Source organism: Rheinheimera sp. F8 (assembly GCF_001518915.1).
Genome location: NZ_CP013656.1, coordinates 1,826,076 through 1,841,800 on the forward strand (window position 1 = coordinate 1,826,076; position 15,725 = coordinate 1,841,800).

General features: G+C 55.3%; 15 protein-coding genes. 3 read left to right on the forward strand and 12 right to left on the reverse strand.

Annotated elements, in window-relative coordinates; translation table 11 throughout:
• Positions 1 to 55 precede the first annotated feature (55 nt).
• The 10 genes from ATY27_RS08220 to ATY27_RS08265 all read right to left on the reverse strand — a co-directional run bounded on the left by ATY27_RS08220 (position 56) and on the right by ATY27_RS08265 (position 9,625).
• Positions 56 to 823 (reverse strand): transporter substrate-binding domain-containing protein, encoded by a 768-nt coding sequence (locus ATY27_RS08220; protein WP_208933120.1) that lies wholly within the window; start codon positions 821 to 823, stop codon positions 56 to 58.
• Positions 824 to 853: 30 nt separating this feature from the next.
• Positions 854 to 1,576, reverse strand: coding sequence for a transporter substrate-binding domain-containing protein (locus ATY27_RS08225; protein WP_208933121.1), 723 nt, complete (start codon positions 1,574 to 1,576; stop codon positions 854 to 856).
• A gap of 86 nt (positions 1,577 to 1,662) precedes the next feature.
• On the reverse strand, positions 1,663 to 2,055 hold the full coding sequence (locus ATY27_RS08230; RefSeq protein WP_208933122.1) for a RidA family protein: 393 nt from the start codon (positions 2,053 to 2,055) through the stop codon (positions 1,663 to 1,665).
• Between the two features lie 5 nt (positions 2,056 to 2,060).
• A complete protein-coding gene (gene spoT / locus ATY27_RS08235; protein WP_208933123.1) occupies positions 2,061 to 4,190 on the reverse strand; it encodes a bifunctional GTP diphosphokinase/guanosine-3',5'-bis pyrophosphate 3'-pyrophosphohydrolase in 2,130 nt (709 codons plus the stop codon).
• 120 nt (positions 4,191 to 4,310) lie between these two features.
• On the reverse strand, positions 4,311 to 4,586 hold the full coding sequence (rpoZ, locus tag ATY27_RS08240; RefSeq protein WP_208933124.1) for a DNA-directed RNA polymerase subunit omega: 276 nt from the start codon (positions 4,584 to 4,586) through the stop codon (positions 4,311 to 4,313).
• Between the two features lie 48 nt (positions 4,587 to 4,634).
• A complete protein-coding gene (gene gmk, locus ATY27_RS08245; RefSeq protein ID WP_208933125.1) occupies positions 4,635 to 5,267 on the reverse strand; it encodes a guanylate kinase in 633 nt (210 codons plus the stop codon).
• A 109-nt stretch (positions 5,268 to 5,376) separates the two neighbouring features.
• Positions 5,377 to 5,865 (reverse strand): DUF4442 domain-containing protein, encoded by a 489-nt coding sequence (locus ATY27_RS08250; protein ID WP_208933126.1) that lies wholly within the window; start codon positions 5,863 to 5,865, stop codon positions 5,377 to 5,379.
• A gap of 61 nt (positions 5,866 to 5,926) precedes the next feature.
• Positions 5,927 to 6,460 (reverse strand): hypothetical protein, encoded by a 534-nt coding sequence (locus ATY27_RS08255; protein ID WP_208933127.1) that lies wholly within the window; start codon positions 6,458 to 6,460, stop codon positions 5,927 to 5,929.
• A gap of 95 nt (positions 6,461 to 6,555) precedes the next feature.
• The gene (locus tag ATY27_RS08260; RefSeq protein WP_208933128.1) at positions 6,556 to 8,763 is read right to left on the reverse strand and encodes an alpha/beta fold hydrolase; all 2,208 of its coding nucleotides are present in this window, start codon (positions 8,761 to 8,763) and stop codon (positions 6,556 to 6,558) included.
• Positions 8,744 to 9,625, reverse strand: coding sequence for a MaoC/PaaZ C-terminal domain-containing protein (locus ATY27_RS08265; RefSeq protein ID WP_208933129.1), 882 nt, complete (start codon positions 9,623 to 9,625; stop codon positions 8,744 to 8,746). Before ATY27_RS08265 ends, ATY27_RS08260 begins: the two co-directional genes overlap by 20 nt.
• Positions 9,626 to 9,791: 166 nt before the next feature.
• Here ATY27_RS08265 and ATY27_RS08270 point away from each other — a divergent pair, with 166 nt between their 5' ends.
• Entirely contained in the window at positions 9,792 to 10,625 is an 834-nt protein-coding gene (locus ATY27_RS08270) for a CPBP family intramembrane glutamic endopeptidase (protein WP_208933130.1), read from the forward strand.
• A 19-nt stretch (positions 10,626 to 10,644) separates the two neighbouring features.
• Here ATY27_RS08270 and ATY27_RS08275 read toward each other — a convergent pair whose 3' ends face one another.
• Both ATY27_RS08275 and ATY27_RS08280 read right to left on the reverse strand, forming a co-directional pair.
• Positions 10,645 to 11,004: a DUF4440 domain-containing protein gene (locus ATY27_RS08275; RefSeq protein WP_347876420.1), complete on the reverse strand. Its 360-nt coding sequence runs from the start codon at positions 11,002 to 11,004 to the stop codon at positions 10,645 to 10,647.
• Between the two features lie 261 nt (positions 11,005 to 11,265).
• Entirely contained in the window at positions 11,266 to 11,862 is a 597-nt protein-coding gene (locus ATY27_RS08280) for a LysE family transporter (RefSeq protein ID WP_208933132.1), read from the reverse strand.
• A gap of 131 nt (positions 11,863 to 11,993) precedes the next feature.
• Between ATY27_RS08280 and ATY27_RS08285 the strand changes: the two genes are divergently transcribed.
• Entirely contained in the window at positions 11,994 to 12,866 is an 873-nt protein-coding gene (locus ATY27_RS08285) for a LysR family transcriptional regulator ArgP (protein ID WP_208933133.1), read from the forward strand.
• An 89-nt stretch (positions 12,867 to 12,955) separates the two neighbouring features.
• Positions 12,956 to 15,598, forward strand: coding sequence for a CHASE domain-containing protein (locus ATY27_RS08290; protein WP_208933134.1), 2,643 nt, complete (start codon positions 12,956 to 12,958; stop codon positions 15,596 to 15,598).
• Positions 15,599 to 15,725: the final 127 nt, after the last annotated feature.

Genomic DNA, 15,725 nt, shown 5'->3' on the forward strand with positions numbered 1-15,725 from the left:
CATATCCGGCATCATAACGGAAAACCAGCGTGATTTGCTGGGCATCACGTTGACTTCAATAAAAATGGGTTTTTTTCGCGTCGACCATTTTCTGCAGTTCGGCGGCAAGCACCGGCCACAGGTCACGATGCGGACTGAGCCGCGACATCGCGAGATAGCTTTGCTGACTGGGATCTGATGGCAATTGCCAGTCGTTTAATTTGAGGGTTTTAAAGCGCGGATTTTTCTGCAGTTCAAGCGCGGTGTAGTGCAAAGGTCCGGCGTACAATTCAGCTTGTTGATACAACAGCAGCGCCAGCGCGCTTTCCAGATCTTTCCCCCAGACCACCCGCATATGCAACTCCTGCAAGAGTTTCATAAATGAAGGCGGGTAAATCCGATCTTTCGTCAGCACGACGATCCGGCCGCGCAGGTCTTGCTGATTCTGCAGCACCGGGCTGTGCGGTGCGACAAAAAAACTGGTCATCCGCACTTCATCAAATGGTGCCATCAAATACACTGCATTGCGCTCTTCGGTGAACACCAGCCCCATCATCAAATCAGTTTTGCCTTGTTCGAGTAATTTCAGACAGCGGCTGGTTGGCGTGGGTGGACTGAACGTCAGAGTAAAACCGCTGGCAGTGGCCAGTTCCTGCATCATATCGACCATCGGCCCTGTCGGCTGTTGGCCGGGCAAATAGCTGTGGCGGGGTGGCAGGTGGTGCAGGCACCATTGCAAGGTTGGTTTGGCGTGATCTGCGGCTAAAGCTACGTCATCGGCAGCGCTGACTGGCAAGCTGCTGCATAGCAAAAACAGTGCAATTAGCCCGAACCGTGCTGACATCTGCAACTCCCTGCGGCCAGAGGCCTGCCTTTAGTTACCAACCAAAATAGTTAAATCGGTTTGTCCTGCATCCGGTGCGTATAAGCGGCTGACAGTTCCGTCTGCCATCATTTCTGCGATTGTGCGTTCAATCACGCCAGCCAGTTCCGGGTGACGGCTATGCCGCGAAAACCCGATGTAGATAAATTGTGGTGTCGCTGTTTTCAGCATCAGCGGGGCGCGTTTAAACTTCTGGTGTAACCTTGGTGTGTTGTACAGATAATCCAGCGAGCTGAAGCGCGGCACTATCAGGCCATCCACCCGGCCTTTGGCCAACACATCAAAACCCGCAGCGATGCTGGCGACTTCGACCTGACGGTTTGGCCCCAGATGACGGATCAGCGTCATCAGATCCGGATGATAGGCGTAGTTTCGCACTGTCGCCAGCGTCAGGTGTTCAAGTTGACTGAGTTGATTGATCGTGCGTGGATCATTGCCGCGCAGGTACAACGATTCCGGAATGCGTTCGCTATACGGAAACATCTGCATCAAGGCCTGGCGTTCCGGCGTCTTGTTCAGATTGGTCATCAGATCGGCTTCACCGCTCGCCATCTGGCGGAAGCAGCGGGCGACCGGCGTGCGCGGGCTGAATTCAATGGTAAACCCGGCGCGACGTGCCAGTTCCTGCATCAGGTCAACAGAGGCACCGACCGGACGATCAGGGCGCTGGAATTCGTGAAAATGAGGGAAATGGTCCAGACACCAGTACAGCACTGGCTTGTCATCTGCAGCTTGGGCAGCAGATGACAGCAGGGCCGCGATAAAGACCAGTGGCTGACGCAGCCAGCGGTGCAGTTTGCTTAATTGGTTGATGGCAGCTCCATCACACCGTCAATTTCAATCTGGGCGGCGCGTGGCAGCGCGCTGACCTGGACTGCAGCGCGCGCCGGATATGGCTGGCTATAGTATTGCGCCATAATTTCGTTGACGGTGGCAAACTTGCTGAGGTCGGTCAGGAAGATATTCACCTTCACCATATCGTTAATGCTGCCGCCGGCAGCGTCACAGACCGCTGCCAGGTTTTTAAATACCTGATGCGCCTGCTCGGCAAAATCTTCCGACACCAGCTGCATCGTTGCAGGCACCAGCGGAATTTGACCGCTCAGGTAGACAGTCGTACCAATCTTAACCGCCTGAGAATAAGTGCCGATAGCGGCCGGGGCTTCGGCAGTGCTGATAATGACTTTGGACATGCTGGTTACTTCCTTCTGTAAACTTTAATCACATCCGGCGTGACCCGGATCTTACGCATGACATTGGCCAGATGAATGCGGTCCCGTACCGATAAAGTGATTTTAATCACGTAATCGCCGGAATCGCGATCGTCGGTCGCCAGATCCTGAATATTGGAGTCCTGCGACGCGATCACTGTGGTCAATTTGGCCAGCATGCCTTGTTTGTTGACGATAAATACACGGATATCGACCAGAAATTGTTTATCGCTGGTTTTGTCCCATTTCACCGGGAAATATTTACCCGGCTCTTTTTCCCAGCCGCGGATATTGCGGCATTCGGCACGGTGCACGTTCAAACCCTTGCCGGGAGACGCACTGGCAGCGATTGGGTCGCCCGGGATCGGCCGGCAGCATTTGGCAAAGGTCGTCAGCAAGCCTTCTGAGCCGATAATCACCGCTTTGACTTTGGATGGCAGGCTGCCATCGACCGGCGTCTGTGCGGCGCTGCTGGCTTCATCAAATTCACCGAGTAACCGGCGTGCCACAGCGATGGGGAGCTGGTTGCCCAAGCCAATATCCGCATACAACTCGTCGAGGGTCTTTTTCGTTGTGTGCGCCAGCACCCGATCGATTCGTTCAGGCGCTATGGCTTCAATTTTCACTTCACCCAGTGCCGATCCGAGCAGGCGTTTACCCAGCGCAACAGCTTCACTTTGTTGCTGTTTTTTCAGGAAATTACGGATGCCCATAATGGCACGGCTGGTCACGACGTAGTTCAGCCAGCTGGCATTGGGTTTGCCACCCGGACTGGTGATGATCTCAACGGTCTGGCCGGTTTCCAGCGCTTTGGTCAGCGGGTAAGGTTTGCGGTCGACACGTACGCCGACACAGCGGTTACCAATATCGGTATGCACGGCATAGGCAAAATCAACGGCGTTGGCGCCAATCGGCAATTCAACAATTTTGCCTTTTGGCGTAAAGACATACAGCTCATCCGGGTACAGTTCGGTTTTAACGTTTTCGACAAAATCGTAGCTGTTGCCGGCGCTTTGCTGAATTTCCAGCAAGCTTTGCATCCAACGGCGGGCGCGGATTTGCGCAGCACTATCGCCCTGTTCGCCGGACTTTTTATATTTCCAGTGCGCGGCGATTCCGTTGTCGGCCATTTCGTCCATATCGCGGGTGCGCATCTGGATCTCGACCGGGATACCATGCGGCCCCACCAACGAGGTATGCAGCGACTGGTAGCCGTTTTGTTTTGGGATGGCGATGTAATCTTTAAAGCGGATCTCAATCGGCTTGTACAGGTTGTGCACGACACCCAACACGCGATAACAGGAATCGACACTGTCGACGATGACACGGAAGCCGTAGATATCCATCACATCGTTGAACATCAGCTCTTTGCTTTTCATCTTGCGATAGATGCTGTACAGGTGTTTTTCCCGGCCTTTGACATCAGCATTGATGCCGGCGTCGCGAATGCGGGCGGAGATTTCACTCTGAATTTTGTCGATGATTTCGCTGCGGTTGCCACGCGCCTGTTTAACGGCAGTTTCCAGTGCGCGATAACGCATCGGATATAAAGCGCGGAAACCCCAGTCTTCCAGTTCATTTTTGATGTTGTGGATACCGAGCCGATTGGCGATAGGCGCGTAGAGCTCAAGGGTTTCGCGGGCGATACGGCGGCGTTTCTCTGGTTTTAACGCGCCGATGGTGCGCATATTGTGCGTGCGATCGGCCAGTTTGATCAGGATCACCCGAATATCCTGCGTCATCGCCAGAAACATTTTTTGCAGGTTGGTGACTTCGAACTCTTTGATATCTTTGAATTTTACTTTATCGAGTTTCGAGACACCCTGTACCAGTTCGGCCACAGTGGCGCCAAAACGCTGGTGCAGATCATCGTAGTTGTATTCGGTATCTTCGATCACGTCGTGGCAGAGGGCTGCCATCAGCGTTTCGTGGTCCATCCGCATGTCAGCCAGAATGCTGGTCACGGCCACCGGATGGGTAATATAAGGTTCACCACTGGAGCGGAACTGCGGGGCGTGGGCATCGCGCGCAAGCATGTAGGCCTGTTGCACCAGGGCAACCTGCTCAGGCGGCAAGTACGCACTGATCTGTTGTTTCAGACCTTCAAATAAATACACAGTGATGAGACTCCGGATCCGGATATCAGGGCAATATCCGCTTACAAGCTCAAATATACGTGGATTTTAAAGGCTTGCCAACGGGAGGCCCCGTTGGCATTCAGCTTCAGATCGGCGGAATTAGTGATCTGAACCGATGATTGCAGCAACAGCAGCCATTTCTGAAGCTTCTTGTTGCAGTTGATCGCGGCGTTCCTGTTGGTCCAGGATGTCGGCGGTGATCAGGCCTTTTTCGATTTCGCGCAACGCAACTACAGTGCATTTGTCGTTTTCGACGTCGACCATTGCTTCTTTGCCTTCTACCGAGAGCTGACGGGCGCGGCGTGAAGCGACCAGGATCAGGTCAAAACGATTACCAATTTTATTTACTGCATCTTCGACTGTTACGCGCGCCATTTTGCACTCCGGGATAAGACTGATTCGTTCAAAGCCGGTTAGTGTACGCTATTTTGCCGTTGTAGCCAACAAGCTGGCAAACAAGGCGGGTTGCTTCTGTTGTTGCTTGGCCAGTGTCAGACGCTGGCAAAGCACCACAGCGGCAAACTGCTGCAGACACTGCTGAAAGTCATCATTGATTAAAACATAATCATATTCAGTGACATGGCTGATCTCGCTTTGCGCCTGCGCCATCCGTTTTGCGATGACTTCCGCGCTGTCGGTGCCGCGGTTATTCAGGCGTTTCTCCAGTTCCGCTACGCTTGGCGGCAGAATAAATACCGATAACACGCCGGGTACCTGTGGCCGGATCTGCTGTGCGCCTTGCCAGTCGATGTCGAGAAACACATCGCGGCCTTTGGCGAGCTCGGTTTCGATGGCACGGCGCGACGTGCCATAAAAATTGCCGAAAACTTCAGCCCATTCTAAAAAAACACCTTCGGCAATCAGCTGTTTGAACTGTTCGACACTGACAAAATGATAATGCACACCATCGGTTTCGCCTGGTCTGGGTGCCCGGGTAGTATGGGACACACTCAGTTGCATGTCCTGATGTTGTGCCAGTAAGGCATTGATCAGGCTTGATTTGCCGGCACCACTTGGTGCAGACAGAATAAACAGGTTGCCGGGTAAGTGTTGCATGCGGGAATTCTCTGAAAAGGTGCTCTGCCAACAAAAACCGCAGTGTACGCAGAACTGCCGTCTGCTGCAATTGCTGCGACAGAGCGGCTACAGTAGGGCCAGCGCCGGTTCAACCGGCTTTTTTGGCAGTGGCTTTGACTGAAAGCGTCAGCTCGAAATGAGCCATCGGTTCGTCGCCGTGCAGCGAAGGGCAGGTCACTGTGATGCTGACGGTTTTATTGATGCGCTGCCCGGTGGCAATGGATTCGTCCATCATGGCGTCGATAAGTGCGCCGTCATTGCTGCGAAACCAGACTTCTGCTTCCGGCCGTTTTAAAAATTCGCCTTTGACATCTTTAAAAGCAAAATTGGCGTTGATGCCGCGTTCACGCGCTTTGCTGAACACCAGAAAAGCACCGGCTAAATCCGCGCCAATCGCCAGTGCGCCAAAATAGATACTGCCCAGATGGTTTTTGGTGCGCCAGTTGTGCGGCATGCTGACCGCCAGATGGTTGTCCGACATCTCGCGGATTTTCGGGCTGCAAAAACCGATCAGCGGGATATACCGCAGACCGAACCAGAACAACATGCGCTGGGCTTGTTTAATAGTGACTTTCATCACAACTCCGCAAAGAAAAAATTCGGTCCACAGCATATCCGACTGCTACTGGTCAGACAAGTCATGGTGTCTGCACGCCAGTGGCCGGTTCGGCATATTGTTGTTCAAATTGCTGCTGCGCTTGCTGGCGTTGCTCGACACATTGGCGGATCCGCGTGGTCTGGCGCACGCCGTAACAATAAAATGGCGGTTGATAAAACTGTAACCAGGCGGTCAGTTTGGCGCCCTGATACGGCGCTTTTACCTGGATCTCAGAGATTTGCAGTCCGGGCGCAGCGCGGGTTTTTGCCGGTGCGTGCGTGGGGACCGGGGGCGGGCGTCTGGTTAACTGGCGGCGTGTTGGTTGCCGCGCCAATGGTGATGTTTGTTCCGCGGGCTGCTGGCAATGATAGTGTAACTGCAGTTCCAGCTGGGCCTGCTGCCCTCTGATTTTCAGCTCTTGTTTCAGCCGATAACCACGGCGCTGCAGATCTCGATTTTGTTCCAGCGCCAAATGTAACTGCGCGCACTGAGCGACATTAAATTGTTCAACCTGCGCCATGGCAGGGGCTGCAGCCAGCAGCGCGACAGCAAAAAAATGGAGGTTCGGGGTCATCACGATGTCCTTGTGAGCAGGCGGGCACTCCATGCGCCCGGCAGTTTGCTGCGGATTTGTTGATCCGCAGAAACCATAGCTTAGTTAATTAACTGTTAATTTGCAGCGGGAGGCAACACAATTTCTAATGCCTGTAGTTGTTGGTCCAGCTCTTCCAGACTGGCCTGTTGCAGCGATAAGCCGGTTTGTTTGGTAGCCTGAGCAGGCGGCATCGGCAACAATGGCGCGGCGGTTTTGAGGTGCGCCAGGCTGATGCTGGCAGTCAGATACAGCTGCAACTGGCGCGATAGTAGTGTGTGTGGCTGATGACCGGCGTTTGGATCCAACCACAGTCGTGCCGGTTTTTGCAGTTGTTGTAACAGCTGCTGATATTGCAGCAGTGTGCCGGCATCGATCCGATCATCCAGTCTGCCGGCCCATAGATACAGCGGGCGCTGGATCTGTGCGGCCTGTACCAGCGGCGCTTCACGGCGCAATTGTTGCTGCCATGCCGGATCTTGCCAACGCACCCCAAAGTCATTGAGTTCAAGATCCAGCGGGCGTTGTTGTGGTGTCGCGCCGAGCTGCGGCACATAGCGCTGCAGTGTTGTCGCCAAATCCACCGGTGCCGCCAGTGCCAGACCAAAGCGAAAGCGTTGCGGTTCAGTGCTGAGACCCTGCAACGCCAGATAACCGCCAAACGAATGGCCGATGATCGCCTGTTGCTGCGCGTCGCCGATGCCATGCTTGATCAGCCAGTCCAGGCCGCTCAGCACATCCTGCAACGCCGGATTATGCTGACCAAAATCGCCGCGTGCCAGCGTGATAAAACGCCGGCCAAACCCGGTGGAACTGCGGTAATTTGGTTGCAGCACAATAAAACCACGATTCACCAGCAACTGCACCAGCGCGTTATATTCGGGTTTGCTCTGTTCAAACGGACCGCCATGCGGCAAGGCGATGATCGGCGACTGCGCCAGCGGCCGGCCCGGCGGCAAATAGACATATCCCGGGATGGTCTCGCCATCATTGGCCGGCCATAGCAACAACCGCGCTGCTACTCCGGGCCATTCCTGGCGTGGTGGTGTCAGTTGCAGTGGTTGCGCCTGTTGCAGTTGGCCTTGCGGGCTGATTTGCAGCCGCCAGTGCTGTGGCTGTTGGCGGTCACTGAAGCTGAAACTGACCAGTAAAACCCGATTTTGCGCCGCCAGTTGCAGCTGCATCGAGCCGGACGGCGCCAGTGCCTGCACCTTTGGCAGTAGTTGCTGCCAGGCCGTTGTATGACCAAACCAGCGCAGCTGATCGGTCAGCCGGGCGCTGGCCAGCAAGTCACCGCTGGCGCTGAACAGCACATTGCTGAGATCAGGCTGGCGCGCAGCAGCACCAGTCTCTGAGGCATCCAGCCAAACCGGACTGCCACCAGTATTCAACTGCAATAAGCTCAGCCTGTCGCGTTGCAGATCACTAAGCAGCCACCAGTGGCCTGTGTGGTGTTGCCGGGCTAACGGCACACAGCGGGCGGGTGCGGGGCACAATAACAACGGTTGGAACTGTTGAGTGGTCTGCTGCCGCACCAGTATTTCGGTATCAAAGCGTTGGCCACTGAACTGTAGCAGCAGATCGGGTTTTGCCTCGCTGCTGAGCCACAACTGTTGCAGTGGCTGTGTTTGTTGATGCAGCAGCCGTGCTGTACTTTGTGCATTGACCAGCCAGTACTGGTGGTCAACCTGTCCCCGGGCCGCATGCTGCCATTGCAAAATACCGCCGTGGCTACTGAGTTGCAGTAACGACACGGCTGATTTGCCGGGCAATTGTTTCGAACCGGGCAGGGCAAAACCCGGTTGCCAGATGGTGCGCAACTGTTTTCGGTTCAGATCGAGATACTGCAGCAGATCGGCGGCGCCGAGCCACACGCCTTGTTGGTCATTGCTGAATGCCATCGATGGCGGTGGCGGTTGACGTTGTTTCAGCAGCACCTGTTCTTCGCCATCGCCACGGCTGCGACATAACCAATAACTAAAGCCCTGTTGGCGCCAATACAACAGCCACTGGCCATCCGGCGACAGCAGCGGTTTGGTCAGGCGGGGATCGCTGAACTGTTCGGGCTGAAAAAAATACGCCAGTGGATACAGCGGCAGCGCTTGCTGTTGTTCAGTTTGTTGGATCAGTAATGCGAGGTCAGCTGCGCTGGTCTGGGACAATGGCGTCGGCTTTGCCTCTGCAAACGCTGTGGCGCTGGCAGAAAACAGCAGCGCAGCGCTCCAGCACCACAAACCGCGGCGCCACATCACGAGCAGGGCCCGGCTAATTGGTGTCGAATGCATGAGCATCCGGCCAGTAACGCAGGTCCGCTTCCAGACACAGCCGCTGGCCGTCATACAACTGATAAACACCGTCTGTGATCCGGCATAGCTGTAACGATGTGCCCGGATACACCGGTTTGCGAAAGCCTAAGGTCAGACTTTGCAGTGGATGTTGCAGGCTTTGGCATAACAACGCTGCGCTCGCCATACCGTGTAAAATTGGCTGACGTTGGCCAAATAACCGCGCCGACCAGTGCCATAAATGGATCGGATTAAAATCGCCGGATAAACGGGCATAACGGCGGGCCGCATCCGGTTGGGTCTGGATCTGTGTCAACACAGTGTGGTGCTGTTCTGAAGCCGGTGCTGTTGTCGCTTTTGCACCAGGCGCAGCGCTGCGGGGGATTTTTTTTAACAGATAGCCGCTGCTGGCACGCAGAACCTGCCTTCCTTGTTGCCACAGCTGTTGTTCAACGCGTAAATACAGGCCTTTTTCATTGTTCTCTGTATGCAGTGTTGTGTCGATTTGCACAGGACCGTTGCCGCATAGCATTTGCGGGGTTTGTGCCTGCAGCGCCTCCAGCTGGTTGTCTGTATGGATCAGTCCGGCGACGCGTAAGCCGCGGCATTGCAACATACTGGCAAGCTGCGCCCGTTGCAGCAGCGGATAATAAAAACACAAGGGGACAGCTTCGGGCGCAAAGCCAAAATGCTGCTGGTAGGCGCTGATGGCGGCGGCTGCAGGTGCAGGGAGCTGATGGCGGAACTGCCGGGTATCGGCACCAAGATCACGCTCTGGCCGTACCAGACTGAGGCCGGCCCGGCACAATAATAGCCAGAGCGGGCCTGATAACGGCTGCAGTCTGACAGTATTTTCCTGCATCACATCCCCAAAAATAACTTACAGTAAATCGAGCTTATCAGAGCGCAGCCGGAGCGCCCAGCCGGGCCAGTGACGATTTGTCAGACTGCTTACAATTCAGCTACAGACAACTTGTTGCTGCTTTTTTATCGTGATTAATGCGTATTGCTATTCCATAGGATCACAGATGTTCAAAACTATCTTCAGACATAGCGACGGGGAGCTGCGTAACGGCTGGTGGATCGCGCTGTTTTTCCTGCTGTTGGCCGCCGGCGTTTTTCCGCTGATTATGCTCAGCAGCAGTTTGGGCTTCGAACTGGCGCCCTGGATGCAAGCCGTGCTTGTGTTGTTGGTATCGCTGTTGTGCCAGCGTTTGCGCGGTAGACCGCAGGCGCAGTTGTTTGGCGCGCTGGATCGGCAATGGCTGCGACAGCTGGCGGCTGGTGTGTTACTGGGGGCTGGCCTGATGGCATTGCCGGCGTTGTTGTTAACGTTGACCGGTCAGCTCAGCTGGCAATGGCATGGGTTGGGGCAAACAGCATTGTTGGCAGCATTATTGTTGTTTGTTGGTGTGGCGGTGACTGAAGAGCTGACCTTTCGCGGCTTTATGTTTCAGCGCCTGATCGACGGCATCGGCAGCTGGCCGGCGCAACTGGCCATGTCGGCTTATTTTGTGCTGAACCATGCCTCGGCGCTGAAACAAGGTGACAGCTGGCATTATCTGGCGATGCTGAATATTTTCATCGCATCGCTGATGTTTGGTCTGGCGTATCTGCGCACCCGTAGCTTGGCGCTGCCAATTGGCCTGCATTTTATGGCGAATTTTACCCAAGGGACATTATTAGGCTTTGGCGTGTCAGGTTCAGCCGAACAGGGCATGCTCAGCCCGGTCATTGCCGCCGGTTGCCCGGACTGGCTCAGTGGCGGCAGTTTTGGTCTGGAAGCCAGCGTCCCCGGCTTAATCACGGTGATTTTGTTCACCGTATGTTTATGGCGCTGGCGCGGCAGTGCAGCAGCCTGAAGTGCCTGGTCTGTCGGCGTTATTTTTTCGCTGCAGGAATGCCGGTGAACTGCGCCGACACTAACTGCCAGCGGTTCTGCTGCAGCGCGCTGACAAACTGCACGCGCATGCTACGGCTATGTGGGGTACCGGCAAAACTGTAGGTTAGTTTGCCGGTGCTGATCACCAGCTGGTCGCCATAGACCCGGTTGCTCAGTTCAGATAACACCGGCGTGACTGGCGGTGCTTTGGCTTTGGCGGCGGCCGGATAAAAGCTGATCACTTTGTCTCTGGCATCGACTTCACCAACCGGTGAGATTTCCTGATAGTCCGGCGCCAGTATTTGTTGCAGCAAGACCTGATCAAAACCAGAGGTGGCACGGACATAGTCCTGCGCCAGTTTCGCGGCGCTGCTCTCGGCTGCAGGGGTTGCCGCTTACGCCGAAGCGATGGTGCCTGCCATCAGCACAGCCGTCAGCCATAAGCTACTGCGGATTGGTGCGGCAAAAGAATTGAAAAACAATGACATCGACGGTTCCTTGTTGATGGTATCGGCCACAGGGCCCAGATCCTGCACGCGTGAAGATGCCTTGACCAGCACGAAAACGTTAGCGGATATGCCGGCTGTTACAATTGCCGGCAGCGCCTTTGTAGATTCGGTTTATAGCGCCAGTTTGATGGCGATCAGCGATAGCAACAGCGCCACACTGCCATCAAACAGGCGCCAGCGCAGCGGCGAACTCAACAGCAATTTTAATTTTGGCGCAAAGCCGGTCAGCGCGCTGAACCAGCAAAATGACGCCAGGCAGGCCCCAACAGTGAACCAAAATGGTGACGGCTGTGCATTACCAAGACTGCCCAGCAACACCACGGTGTCGAGATAAACGTGCGGATTCAGCAAGGTGATAGCCAGCGCTGTCAGCGCGGTTTTTCCACTCGACTGCAATTGCACCTGCGCGTCGGTGTTGAGGCCGGAATTGCCTTGCCAGGCACGCTTCGCCGCGCCAAAAGCCAGATATAACAGCAACAACACGCCGGCGACGGTCAGCAATGGTACCAGTGGCGGGATCCACCGTTGCAGCGTGGCGATACTACTGACACCGGCAACGATCAGCAGCGCGTCACAGAGGATACAGACCGTCGCGATCACCAGCCGGTTGGCGCCTGCCATGCTTTGACTTAATACCCAGATATTCTGCCCGCCGATGGCGACAATCAGGCTCAGTCCGACACTGAACCCGGTAAAAAATGACCACATTTGATTGCTCCTGCTGGTGTTGCAGATCTGAGCATACCCAGTGCTTTACTATGAATCTAACGAATAATAATTGTGATACATGCATAAAAATCATAGATTCAGTCTGAGTTTGATTTGTTCAGGAGCAACTGATGCTGGATTATCGATTGTTACAGGCGCTGGCTGCGGTGACGGCGCAAGGTGGCTTTGAAAAAGCGGCGGCGCAGCTGCACCTGACGCAGTCGGCGATAAGCCGGCGGATCAAACAACTTGAAGCGGTACTCGGCCAGCCGGTATTGCAACGATCTACACCGCCAAAACCGACGCTGGCAGGACAGCGGCTGCTGAATCACTTGCAGCAGGTGCGGCAGATGGAAGCGGCGCTGGGTCTGGCTGATCAGGAAGTACAACTATTGCGTCTGGCCACCAATGCCGATTCTCTGGCAACCTGGCTGCCACAAGCACTGGTGTTACCGGATCAGCCACAACTGTGTTTTGATTTGGTGGTGGAAGATCAGTCGGTCAGTCTGAAGCGGATGAAACAAGGTGATGTGATGGCCTGTATCTGCGACAGCCCGCAGCCACTGAATGGCGGCGCCGTGATGCCGCTCGGCGCGCTGCGCTACCGCGCGGTGGCAAGCCCGGATTTTGTCCGGCGCTATCAGCTGCAGCCATTGTCGGCGGCGCTGCTGGCACAGGCGCCATGTCTGGTATTTAGCAGCGATGATGCGCTGCAACACCGTTTTTTACAGGATATCGCCGGCATCAGCCCCAGCCACGTCCATCTCTGCCCATCGTCTGAAGGGTTTTTAAAAGCGGTACTGGCCGGACTCGGTTTTGGCCTGTTACCGGAGCTACAGATGCAGGCGCATTTTGCCAATGGCGAGCTGATTGACCTCGCGCCCGGTTACTATCTCGATACGCCGCTGTATTGGCATCATTGGCAAACCGAAAGCCCGTTACTGCAACAGTTACGACTGCAGGTGCTGGCCGGTGCCAGTCAGTGTCTGGTGCCGATTGGCTGAAGTTTTGGCTTTCAGCCAATCCCGGCTTGCGGAACCAACCGGTTTACCTTTAATTTGGACGGGATAACAGATACCTGCAGGGAGCGCTGATGAGCGCAACTTCGACTTTGCATTTTGCTTCAATTGCCGGAAAAATCATGCTGCTGGCGCTGGCGTTCCTGATCACCGGACGACTGGCGATGTTACTGGCGATCCCGCCGGGATTTGTCAGTGCGATTTTTCCGCCAGTCGGTGTGGCGCTGGCGGCGGTGCTGATATGGGGCTATCCGCTGCTGCTCGGGGTGTTTCTCGGCTCAATGCTGTTGAACCTGTCAATAGCCGTTGCCAGTGTGACGCAATTGGGCTGGCAGCATTTGCCGGTCGCCTGCGGTATTGCACTGGGCACGACACTGCAGTGTCTGTGTGCCTGCTGGCTGATCCGTCGGTTTATCGGCTTCCCCAATCCACTGACTGAAGACCGCAGCATTATGCTGTTGCTGCTGATTGGCGGACCACTGACATGTCTGTTCAGCGCCAGTGTTGGCACCGCTGTGTTGTACCTGCATAACATTATTACGCCGGGCCAGACTCTGTTCAGTTGGTGGAGCTGGTGGATCGGCGACAGCATCGGTGTGCTGATCGCCGCACCGTTGATGTTTATTGCCTTCGCCAGGCCGCGCGAGCTCTGGCGTAGCCGTATCGGCACTGTCGGCCTGCCATTGTTGCTGAGCTGTGTGTTGATGGTAGTGTTATTTTTCCGCACCAGTGCCGACGAACAGAGCCGGCTGCAACAACATTTTCACGAACAAGCCAAATTGATGGTGCAAAGCATCAAATCCGCTATCGCGTTACATACCAGTTCGGTTGGGCCGATAGAGCGGCTGTTTGCCGCGTCGGCCAGCGTCGGCAGCAGCGATTTCGCAATTTTTGTCGACCCGCTGGTCAGAGACTATCCGGGGATCCGCGCGGTCAGCTGGAACGCCCGGGTAACCGCCGCGCAACGGCCGGCGTTTGAGGCCGACATGCAGACTAATGGCAATGCCGGCTTTGTGATCAGCGAACGCAATTCTGGCAATCAGCTGATCTCAGCCACAGCGCGATCTGACTATTTTCCGATCACTTTTATCGAGCCGTTGGCGCAAAACCGCAAGGCAGTCGGTTACGACGTGGGCTCGGAAGCACGGCGCCACAGTGCCATGCAAGTCGCCCGTGACCAGGGCCGCGCCACCCTGACAGCACCGCTGGCGCTGATTCAGGATGAGGTACAAAAAACCGGCATGTTGTTGTTTTATCCGGTGTATACCACAGCAAAGCCGCCGACTTCGGTGACCGGGCGGCAGCAGTCATTGCGCGGTTATGTGGTGGCAGTGCTGCATATTGCTGATGTGATTGATGCCGCACTCAGTGCCTACCCGCCAGACAGTTTTCAGTTAGAGGTCACCGACACCAGTGTTGCGCCGGCGCAAGCCGTGTTCAGCAAGGTCAGTTCGGCAATCCCGGCCTATGCCAGACCGCTGGTATGGCAGGAAGATTTTGACGTTGGCGGACGCAGCTTCAGTATCGAGATCCTGCCGAGTGAGCAGTTCCTCAGTGCCCAAAGCAGCCTGCAGTCCTGGGCCATTCTGGCCGGTGGTTTGTTGCTGTGCAGTTTGCTGGGTGGTTTTTTGTTGTCGGTGACCGGTCGGGCTGAACACGTACGCCAGCTTGTGCGTCAACGTACGCTGGAGCTGAGCGGCATTTTGGACAATGCCGCCGAGGCGATCCTGATTTTCGATTCGTCTGGCCAGATCGATCGCGCCAATGCTGCTGCGCAGCAATTATTTGGTTACAGCGAACGTCAGTTCCGGGCCTTGCCGATTGGGACCATGTTGCCTGGATTGCAGCATAGCATTCAGCCCTTGTTGCAGTCCTGGCAGGGGCGGCCGGTGGAAACTGCCGGGCTGACTGCAACGCACAGTCCGCTTGAACTTGAGGTGAGTCTTAGTAATTATGTACTGCCCGAACGCACCTGGTATATCTGTCTGTTACATGACATCAGCGAACGGAAAAAGGTGGAACGGTTGAAACGGGAATTTGTCGCGACAATCAGTCATGAGTTGCGTACGCCGCTCACCTCAATCAAAGGGGCACTGGATCTGGTGAATGCCGGTGTATTGGGCCAAATTCCACAGAGCGCCGGCAACATGCTGCAGATGGCGCAGCAAAATACTGCGCGTCTTGCTGCGCTGGTAAATGACATTCTGGATATTGAAAAACTTGAGCTGGGTGAATCCAGTCTGACGCTGGCACCGGCCAGCCTGTCGGCTCAACTGGAGCTGGCGCTGCAGCAGAATCAGGGCTATGCCGATAATTTTGCCGTGAGTCTGCGGTTAGATTTACAGCTGCTGCCGGCAGATGTGAAGGTGATGGTGAATGAGCAGCGACTGCAACAGGTACTGAGCAATCTGATTAGCAATGCCGTGAAGTTTTCCGCGCCGGATTGCCCGGTACAAATTATTGCTGCAATCAAAGACAACAGCGTGCTGGTGAAGGTTTGTGACAAAGGGCCGGGTATTCCGGCTGAATTCCGCTCGCGTATTTTTCAGAAGTTCGCCCAGGCCGACGGTTCGGACGCCCGCCAGCGCGGCGGCACCGGACTTGGTCTCAGCATTTGTAAGGAACTGATGACGCGAATGCACGGCACTATTGGATTTGACAGCGTTGAAGGCAAAGGCAGTACCTTTTACATCACACTGCCATTGGCCGGTGTATGAAAGGGGATGGTGGCTATGAGCGAATTACGGATCTCCGATACAGTGTAGGGGTAGGGCTTGTCCCTACCCGAATTTCGCGGACTATGGGTAGGGGCAAGCCCTACCCATACGGTTCATCCAATATCCG

Excerpts from the sequence above, each read along its gene's own strand:
- ATY27_RS08250 (WP_208933126.1), bottom strand. The coding sequence starts at position 5,865 with ATGAAAGTCACTATTAAACAAGCCCAGCGCATGTTGTTCTGGTTCGGT.
- ATY27_RS08230 (WP_208933122.1), bottom strand. The coding sequence starts at position 2,055 with ATGTCCAAAGTCATTATCAGCACTGCCGAAGCCCCGGCCGCTATCGGC.
- ATY27_RS08290 (WP_208933134.1), top strand. The coding sequence starts at position 12,956 with ATGAGCGCAACTTCGACTTTGCATTTTGCTTCAATTGCCGGAAAAATC.
- rpoZ (WP_208933124.1), bottom strand. The coding sequence starts at position 4,586 with ATGGCGCGCGTAACAGTCGAAGATGCAGTAAATAAAATTGGTAATCGT.
- ATY27_RS08280 (WP_208933132.1), bottom strand. The coding sequence starts at position 11,862 with ATGTGGTCATTTTTTACCGGGTTCAGTGTCGGACTGAGCCTGATTGTC.
- ATY27_RS08260 (WP_208933128.1), bottom strand. The coding sequence starts at position 8,763 with ATGCATTCGACACCAATTAGCCGGGCCCTGCTCGTGATGTGGCGCCGC.
- ATY27_RS08265 (WP_208933129.1), bottom strand. The coding sequence starts at position 9,625 with ATGCAGGAAAATACTGTCAGACTGCAGCCGTTATCAGGCCCGCTCTGG.
- ATY27_RS08220 (WP_208933120.1), bottom strand. The coding sequence starts at position 823 with ATGTCAGCACGGTTCGGGCTAATTGCACTGTTTTTGCTATGCAGCAGC.
- ATY27_RS08270 (WP_208933130.1), top strand. The coding sequence starts at position 9,792 with ATGTTCAAAACTATCTTCAGACATAGCGACGGGGAGCTGCGTAACGGC.
- gmk (WP_208933125.1), bottom strand. The coding sequence starts at position 5,267 with ATGCAACACTTACCCGGCAACCTGTTTATTCTGTCTGCACCAAGTGGT.
- ATY27_RS08285 (WP_208933133.1), top strand. The coding sequence starts at position 11,994 with ATGCTGGATTATCGATTGTTACAGGCGCTGGCTGCGGTGACGGCGCAA.
- ATY27_RS08255 (WP_208933127.1), bottom strand. The coding sequence starts at position 6,460 with ATGACCCCGAACCTCCATTTTTTTGCTGTCGCGCTGCTGGCTGCAGCC.